Origin of the sequence: Streptomyces globisporus (assembly GCF_003501885.1) — a bacterium.
Lineage (GTDB): Bacteria > Actinomycetota > Actinomycetes > Streptomycetales > Streptomycetaceae > Streptomyces > Streptomyces globisporus_D.
This window is the reverse complement of sequence record NZ_QWFA01000251.1, coordinates 1-7,493: the sequence shown is the minus strand read 5'-3', so window position 1 is coordinate 7,493 and position 7,493 is coordinate 1. Positions and strand designations below refer to the sequence as shown.

Annotated in this window: 5 protein-coding genes and 2 pseudogenes; 5 read left to right on the top strand and 2 right to left on the bottom strand. The window is 73.3% G+C overall.

What is annotated here, in order from left to right:
* Window positions 1–606 (top strand): annotated as a pseudogene (locus D3105_RS30810) (hypothetical protein); the annotation flags it as partial.
* 30 nt (window positions 607–636) lie between these two features.
* On the opposite strand, the gene D3105_RS30805 reads toward D3105_RS30810, so the two are convergent.
* The gene (locus tag D3105_RS30805) at window positions 637–2,763 is read right to left on the bottom strand and encodes a S9 family peptidase (RefSeq protein WP_118906192.1); all 2,127 of its coding nucleotides are present in this window, start codon (window positions 2,761–2,763) and stop codon (window positions 637–639) included.
* A 182-nt stretch (window positions 2,764–2,945) separates the two neighbouring features.
* Here D3105_RS30805 and D3105_RS30800 point away from each other — a divergent pair, with 182 nt between their 5' ends.
* The 4 genes from D3105_RS30800 to D3105_RS30780 all read left to right on the top strand — a co-directional run bounded on the left by D3105_RS30800 (window position 2,946) and on the right by D3105_RS30780 (window position 7,037).
* Entirely contained in the window at window positions 2,946–3,140 is a 195-nt protein-coding gene (locus tag D3105_RS30800; protein ID WP_097870105.1) for a hypothetical protein, read from the top strand.
* 81 nt (window positions 3,141–3,221) lie between these two features.
* A complete protein-coding gene (mshB, locus tag D3105_RS30795; protein WP_118906191.1) occupies window positions 3,222–4,139 on the top strand; it encodes an N-acetyl-1-D-myo-inositol-2-amino-2-deoxy-alpha-D-glucopyranoside deacetylase in 918 nt (305 codons plus the stop codon).
* Entirely contained in the window at window positions 4,136–4,609 is a 474-nt protein-coding gene (locus D3105_RS30790; protein WP_118906190.1) for a DUF6113 family protein, read from the top strand. Before mshB ends, D3105_RS30790 begins: the two co-directional genes overlap by 4 nt.
* A 175-nt stretch (window positions 4,610–4,784) precedes the next feature.
* Window positions 4,785–7,037: a hypothetical protein gene (locus tag D3105_RS30780; protein WP_206272987.1), complete on the top strand. Its 2,253-nt coding sequence runs from the start codon at window positions 4,785–4,787 to the stop codon at window positions 7,035–7,037.
* Between the two features lie 239 nt (window positions 7,038–7,276).
* Here the strand turns inward: D3105_RS30780 and D3105_RS30775 are convergent.
* Window positions 7,277–7,493, bottom strand: a pseudogene (locus D3105_RS30775) (coagulation factor 5/8 type domain-containing protein); the annotation flags it as partial.

Genomic DNA, 7,493 nt, shown 5'->3' with positions numbered 1-7,493 from the left:
CCCGGGGTGGCCGTCTTCCTGCTCCTCGGTCTCCAGGCGGTGATCTTCACCGCCTGGGAGATCCGGCAGCCCTTCGTCTTCCCGTCCGGGTTCTATCCCGAGTGGTTCATCGGAGGGGCGCCCCTGAACACCCCGCTCATCGAGGGGCCGCCGGGCTGGATCACCGTGGCGATCATCCTGATGTCCCTGGTGGCGGCCCTCGGGGCGGTCTCCGGAGCGGCCCTCGCGCGACCGCTCGGCCTGATCGCGGGCGGGTTCGTCCTCGCCTCCGGCGCGCTGGGCCTGGCGCGCACCATCCACTTCGAGCTGTACGAGAGGTTCACCGACCTCGACATCGAGGGGCAGCTGACCCTGCTGAGCCAGGTCTGCTCGCTCCTCATCGGGCTCGTCGTGATCCTCCTGCTCGCCCGCAAGGGCGTCGAACGGACCCCCGGCGGCGCCGCGGGCCCCTGGGGCGGTCCGAACTCCTGGGGCGGCGGCTGGGGCGCCCCGGCGCCCGGTCAGCCCGGACCGCAGGGCTACCAGCCGCCGCAGGCCCCCGGCTTCGGGCCGCCCCAGGGCGGTGGCTTCGGGCCCCCACCCTCGTCCCCGCCGCCCCGCTGGTGAACCGGGGGCGGACAGGGAGCGGCGGGCGGCTCAGGCGCCGGTCAGCCCCAGCGACCGCTTGAGGAAGTCCACCTGGAGCAGGAGCAGGTTCTCCGCGACCTGCTCCTGCGGCGTCATGTGCGTCACCCCGCTCAGCGGCAGCACCTCGTGCGGCCGCCCGGCCGCCAGCAGCGCGGAGGACAGCCGCAGGGCGTGCGCGACCACCACGTTGTCGTCGGCCAGACCGTGCACGATCAGCATCGGGCGGACCTCGTCGGCGGCCTCGGAGAGACCGTCGTCGGTGAGCAGCGAGTTGTACGCGTACACCTCCGGCTGGTCCGCCGGATCCCCGAGATAGCGCTCGGTGTAGTGGGTGTCGTACAGCCGCTGGTCCGTCACCGGTGCCCCGACGACCGCCGCGTGGAAGACGTCGGGCCGCCGCAGCACCGCGAGCCCCGCCAGATAGCCGCCGAAGGACCAGCCCCGGATCGCCACCCGGGACAGATCGAGCGGGAACCGGTCCGCCAGCCCGTGCAACGCCTCGACCTGGTCCTCCATGGTCAGCACGAGGTTGTCCCGTACCGCCTTCTCCCAGGCCGGCGAGCGGCCCGGCGCGCCCCGCCCGTCCGCCACGACCACCGCGAAGCCCTGGTCCGCGAACCACTGCGACGTCAGATGCGGGTTGTGGGCGGCGACCACCCGGCGGCCGTGCGGGCCGCCGTAGGGATCCATCAGGACCGGAAGGGGACCGTCCGACTCCTGGTAGTCCGACGGAAGCAGCACGGCGCACGGAATCCGCCGTGCGCCCCCCTCGGTGAGGGTCACGCGGGCGGTGAGCACCGGCTCCTGGGCGAAGCTCGCGATGTGGACCAGCCGCTTGCCGTCCCGTACCACCCACGCGGCGGTCCCGGGCTCCTCGGGAACGGCCGAGACCACCACCGACAGAGAGCCCGAGCGGACCGCGGAGTGCACACCCACCCCTTCGGAAATCCGCTCGATTCCCAACTCGTTGACCCGGTACACATGGATCTGCCCGATCTCCGGCTCGACCGCGTCCTCACCGGCCACCGCCGAGATCAGGATGTCCGACTCCCCGATGTCCAGCACCGCCTGGACGTGCAGCTGCGACCCGGTCAGCGGCCGGTCCCCGACCGCCAGCACCCGCGCGCCGCCCTCGTCGGCGATCCGCACCAGCCGCCCGTCCGGCGCCCACGCGGGCACCCCGGGGAAGAGATCCAGATAGACCGGGTCCTCGTCGACATGGACGATCCGGGTCGCACCGGTCTCCGGGTCCACCGCCAGATACCGCTGAATGCGCTGGTCACGGGCCTGCACCAGCAGCAGCGGAGCACCCGCGGACGACCAGTGCACCTGGGCCAGGTACGGGAACGCCTCCCGGTCCCAGACCACTTCGGTACGGTCCCCCTCCAGGTCCATGACGAAGAGCCGCACCTCCGCGTTGGGCGTCCCCGCCGCCGGGTAGGCGACCTCGGCCGGCTTGCGCTCGGGGTGCGCCGGATCGGCGATGTACCACCGCTGTACGGGGCTCTCGTCGGCCCGCGCCACCAGCAGCCGGTCCGACTCGGGCGACCACCAGAAACCCCGGTAGCGGTGCATCTCCTCGGCCGCGATGAACTCGGCCAGACCATAGGTGACCTGGGGGTCCTCAGGCTCGGCCAGCGCCCGGTCGCCCTCGCCCGTCGCGTCCACCACCCGCAGCGCGCCCTTGGCCACGTACGCGACGTGCCGGCCGTCGGGGGACGGACGGGGGTCGATCACCGGGCCAGGCACCGGCAGCGCCCGAGCGGTCCCGGCCCGCAGCTCGGCCACGTACACCTTTCCGGACAGCGCGAACGCGGCCAACTCCGCCGCCGCGTCCACCGCGTAGGAGACGATCCCCGACGAACCCTCCCGGGTCCGCTCCCGCCGGGCCCGCTCCTGCGCCGACAGCTTCTCCGCCGAACCGCCCAGCAGCACGTCCGGATCGGCGGCGATCCGCTCCTCGCCGGTCGCCGGGTCGAGCACCCAGAGCCGGGTGGTGCGGTCCGTTCCGGAGGTGGACCGGAGGAAGATCACGCGCGTCTCATCCGGTGAGACGGTGAAGGCGCGAGGTGCGCCGAGAGTGAAGCGCTGGGTCCGGGCGTGCTGGCGGGGAAAGGACAGCTTCTGCGAGGTCATGGCTCCGAACCTAGCCGCGAACTCGGCCGCGTGGCACGGTTCGTGCGCCCCTCGTGCTGCTGTGCCCCGATCAATGCGTTGGCACGGATAGTTATGATCCGTAGCGCTCGGTGGGTAGAAACCTGCTGACGCCGTGTACCCCCATTCCGACCGTCCGAACGTACCGATGGAGGTGAACCGCCGTGGCGCTCTCGATTTCGGCGGTAGTGCTGCTGGCGATCATCGTCTTCCTGCTGATCCGGAAATCCGGACTGAAGGGAGGGCACGCGGTGGTCTGCATGCTGCTCGGGTTCTACATCGCGAGCTCGTCCGTCGCACCGACCATCTCCGATCTGACGACCAACGTGGCGGGAATGATCAGCAGCATCAAGTTCTGACCCGGGCGGCCGAGGACCGGCGGTCGGCGGGCGCAGGGGCGCGGGGGCACGGGGGGCCTCCGGGCTCGTAGGGTGGTCCCCATGAAGGACCTCCCCGCCCGCCGTCTGCTGCTCGTGCACGCGCACCCCGACGACGAGTCGATCAACAACGGCGCCACCATGGCCAGGTATGCGGCCGAGGGCGCCCACGTCACCCTGGTGACGTGCACGCTCGGTGAGGAGGGCGAGGTCATCCCGCCCGCGCTCGCCCGCCTCACCGCCGACCGGGACGACGCGCTGGGCCCCCACCGGGTCGGCGAGCTGGCCGCGGCGATGCAGGAGCTCGGCATCACCGACCACCGTTTCCTCGGCGGCGCGGGCCGCTACCGGGACTCCGGAATGATGGGCGCCGAACAGAACGGCCGCCCCGGCTCCTTCTGGTCCACCCCGGTGGACGAGGCCGCCGCCCACCTCGTCGAGGTGATCCGCGAGGTCCGCCCCCAGGTCCTGATCACCTACGACCCGGACGGCGGCTACGGCCACCCCGACCACATCCAGGCCCACCGCGTCGCGATGCGCGCCGCCGACCTGGCCGCCGACCCGGCGCACGGCTCCGGCATCCCGCACACCATCGCCAAGATCTACTGGAACCGGGTGGAGCGCGAGGTGCTGGAGGCCGCCTTCGACCGGCTGCGCACCACCGCGCCCGACGCCTTCCCCGGCATCGCCGCCGTGGCCGACGTCCCGGGCGTGACCGACGCGGAGCAGATCAGCGCGGAGATCGACGGATCGATGTACGCCGGGGCGAAGTCGGCGGCGATGCGCGCCCACGCCACCCAGATCGCGGTGGACGGCCCCTTCTTCGCCCTCTCCAACGACCTCGGCCAGCCCCTGCTGACGACCGAGTGCTACCAACTGGTGCGCGGTGTTCGCGGCGTGGCCGGACCGGAGCGCGAGAGCGACCTGTTCGCGGGTCTTCCGGGCGTCGGCGCCCCGGACACCGAGGAAGGCGCGGCATGAGCGGTAACCCCAAGAAGGCCCGCGGCCGCGCGGACTCCTCCCACGCGCCGCGGCGGAACGCGCCCCCCAGGGAGCCCGAGCCCATCGGATTCGCCGCCCGGCCGAACCCGGCCCGGATCGCCGCCTACTTGGGCCTCGCGGTCCTCGGCGCGCTGGTCGCCCTCGCCGGAACCCTCGTCCAAGCGGCCTGGTTCCCGGGCGGGTTGATCATCGCCCTGGTGGGCTCCGCGGGCCTCTTCTACGGCGGCCGGATCCTGACCCGCACCCAGATCGGCGCACTCGCCCCGGCGGCCGGCTGGTTCATCACCGTCTTCCTTCTGCTGAGCGGCCGGCCGGAGGGCGACTACGTGTTCGGTGACGAACTCGGCCTGGTGCTCTTCATGCTCGGCGGGACGGCCGTCGCTGTGATCTGCGCCACCACCTCGAAAGTGCCGCAATCAGCCATCCACAGCGGCCGGTCCGGTACGTGAAGTGCCAAGTCCGGGTCCGGAACGACCCTCACAGGTGTGAGGCACGGGTGGAGGTTTCACCCGGTCGCGGAGTGTCCGACGGCGGCGGCCAGTATGGTGGTGCGCGCGCCGAGCCGTCCCCTGGCCTGCGGCATGGGGGAAGTACGGGCGGCGGAGCCAATCGGGAGAACCTGCTTTGAGTCGTGAAACTGACAGTTCGTCCTCCGGGCCCCAGGGCCGCGGCGGAGCCGCGTACCCCTCGGGTACGCCGCCGTACGGATCCCGCCAGTATCCGTCGCTCCACCCGTCGCAGGGCGGCTCTGACGAGAACCCGGAATCCGTGGATCCGCCCCGGCCCGAGGAACCGAAGACCGAGACGACGCTGACGACGCGCATCCGGATCAACATCCCCGGCTCGCGTCCCATCCCGCCGGTCGTGATGCGTACGCCGATGGCTGCGAGCGACATCTCCGGCGACGGCGGCTCGGACACGGAGCGCACCGGCGCGACCCCGCGCCCCGGCACGCCGCCGGCCGCACCGGGCCCCGGTGCGAGCGCCGGTGCCGGATCCCCGGACCGCTCCGGCGGCCCGAGCTCCGGCTCGAACGGCGGCGCGCCCGCCGACCGGTCCCGGGACGGCGGCCCGGCCGCCGACCCGACGCCCGGGGAGAAGCCGGCCCGGGAGAAGAGCGGCAGCGACTGGTTCGCCCCGCGCAAGGCCCCGACCGCCGGACCGGCGGCAGCCGGCCAGGGCACCGGTGGTCCCGGTGGCGCAGGCAACCAGGGCGGTCCCGGTGGCCCTGGCGCGGGTGGCCCCGGCGGTCCGAGCGCGGGCGGTCCCGGTGGCCCGGCCTCCGGTGGTCCGGGTGGTCCCGGCGGCCCGGGTTCGGGTGACCTCGGCGGTCCCGGTGGTGCGCCCGACGGTGGCGCGGGTCGCTCGCGCCCCGACCTGCCGTACTTCTCGGACGCCCCGCAGTCCGGCGGCGGACCGGGTGCGCCCGGCTCCGGCCCCGCCCGCAGCGCGCTCGACAGCTACGGCACCGAGCCCCCCGGCGGCGGCCCGCGTGCCACCCCCGGCCCCGGAGTGCGTACACCCGGCCCGTCCGGCCCCACCACGGGACCGGTCACCGGCACCTCGTCGCTGACCCCGAACCTCGACGGCGTCCCGGGCCTCGGCGGCCCCGGCCCGATGGTCCCGGGCACCCCCGGCGGCGTACCGCCCCGGATGTCCGACGACACCGCGATCCTCACGCCGCAGGCCCCGGCGCCCGAACCCGGCCCCGGCGGCCATGTGTCGGGTGACACGCTGACGAGCGGCATCCCCGTGGTGCCCAGCGAGCCCCGCGCCACGTTCCCGGGCAGGCCGGGTACGCCCGGCGCCCCGGTGACGGGCCAGGGCGGTCCCGGCGGACCGGGCGGACCGGGTGTTCCCGCGCCGGGTCCCGCCGCTCCGCGCCCCGCGCCGAAGGCCGCCGCGGCTCCCGCCTCCGCCCCCGCGAAGAAGGGCCGCTCCAAGCTGGTCCTGCTCGGGGTGGCCGCGGTCGTGCTGCTCGGCATCGCGTACGGGGCGGGTCTCCTGCTGAACCACGCCGAGGTCCCCAAGGGCACCACGGTGCTCGGCGTCGACATCGGCGGCGGCACGAAGGAGGAGGCGGTCACCAAGCTCGAAGCCGCCCTCGGCGAGCGGGCCAAGGCGCCCATGACGCTGTCCGTGGACGGCAAGGAGGAGAAACTCGACCCCGAGAAGGCCGGTCTCACCCTGGACAGCCAGGAGACCGTGCGCGGCGCGGCGGGCAGCGACTACAACCCCGTCTCGGTGATCGGTTCGCTGTTCGGCGGCGAGCGCCCCGCCGACCCGGTGATCCCGGTCGACGAGGAGAAGCTCGGCGTGGCGCTGACCGACCTGGCGGGCGCTTCCGGCTCGGCCAACGACGGCACGATCCGCTTCGAGCCGAACAAGGCCGTGGCGGTGCCGGGCAAGCCGGGCAAGACGCTGGACGCCGGCCAGTCCCTGATCTCGGTCCGGGACGCCTACCGCGCCCAGGTCCAGACCGGGAAGGCCAACGTGGTCGAGCTCCCCGTCACCACCAGCGAACCCACCATCACCCAGGCCGAACTGAACCGGGCGATGAAGGAGTTCGCCGAGCCCGCGATGTCCGGTCTGATCACCATCAAGGCCGGTCCCAAGCAGATCCAGTTCGGCCCGGCCCGGTCGCTGCCGCAGATCCTGTCCATGAAGCCGGTCGACGGCCGACTGGTCGACGTCTACGACAAGAAGGCGATCGACACGCTTCTGGACGGTGTCTTCGACGGCATCATGGCCGTCAAGGCCGACGGAAAGAAGCACCAGGTCGGCCCGGACGACGTGGCCCAGGCGATGAAGACCGCCCTGGCCGGGAAGACTCCGGCCGAGCGCACGGTCACCATCAGCCTGACCGGCGAGGGCTGAGCCTCCCGCCCGCACGCACCGTTGACGGCCCCCGCCCGGACCCCCGGGCGGGGGCCGCTCCCGTACCGCCCGGACCCCCGGGCGGGGGCCGCTCCCGTACCCGAACCGGTGCCGGAGGTCTCGCCGACGGACGGCCCGCCCTCCCCGGGACGGGAGGGGGAGCGGGCGCGGCGAAGCGGGGCCCGGCGCTCACCAGCAGCCGGACCCCGCTTCCGTACGATTCCCTCAGCCGGGGAGGACTAAGGGAAGTTCACCACCTGGGACGGGACCGTCTCCGTGCCCGACGTCGGGGAGCCGACGTCGTTGATCACGTGTTCGTACTGTCCGTTGCCGCCCAGTGAGACGACGATCAGGCTGTGGAACTTCACGCCGGGCTTCACCGGTGCCTTGAAGCCGTGCTCCTGGATGATCGCCGGGTCGACGTTGTAGTAGCAGTAGCTGCCCATGCCCCAGCCC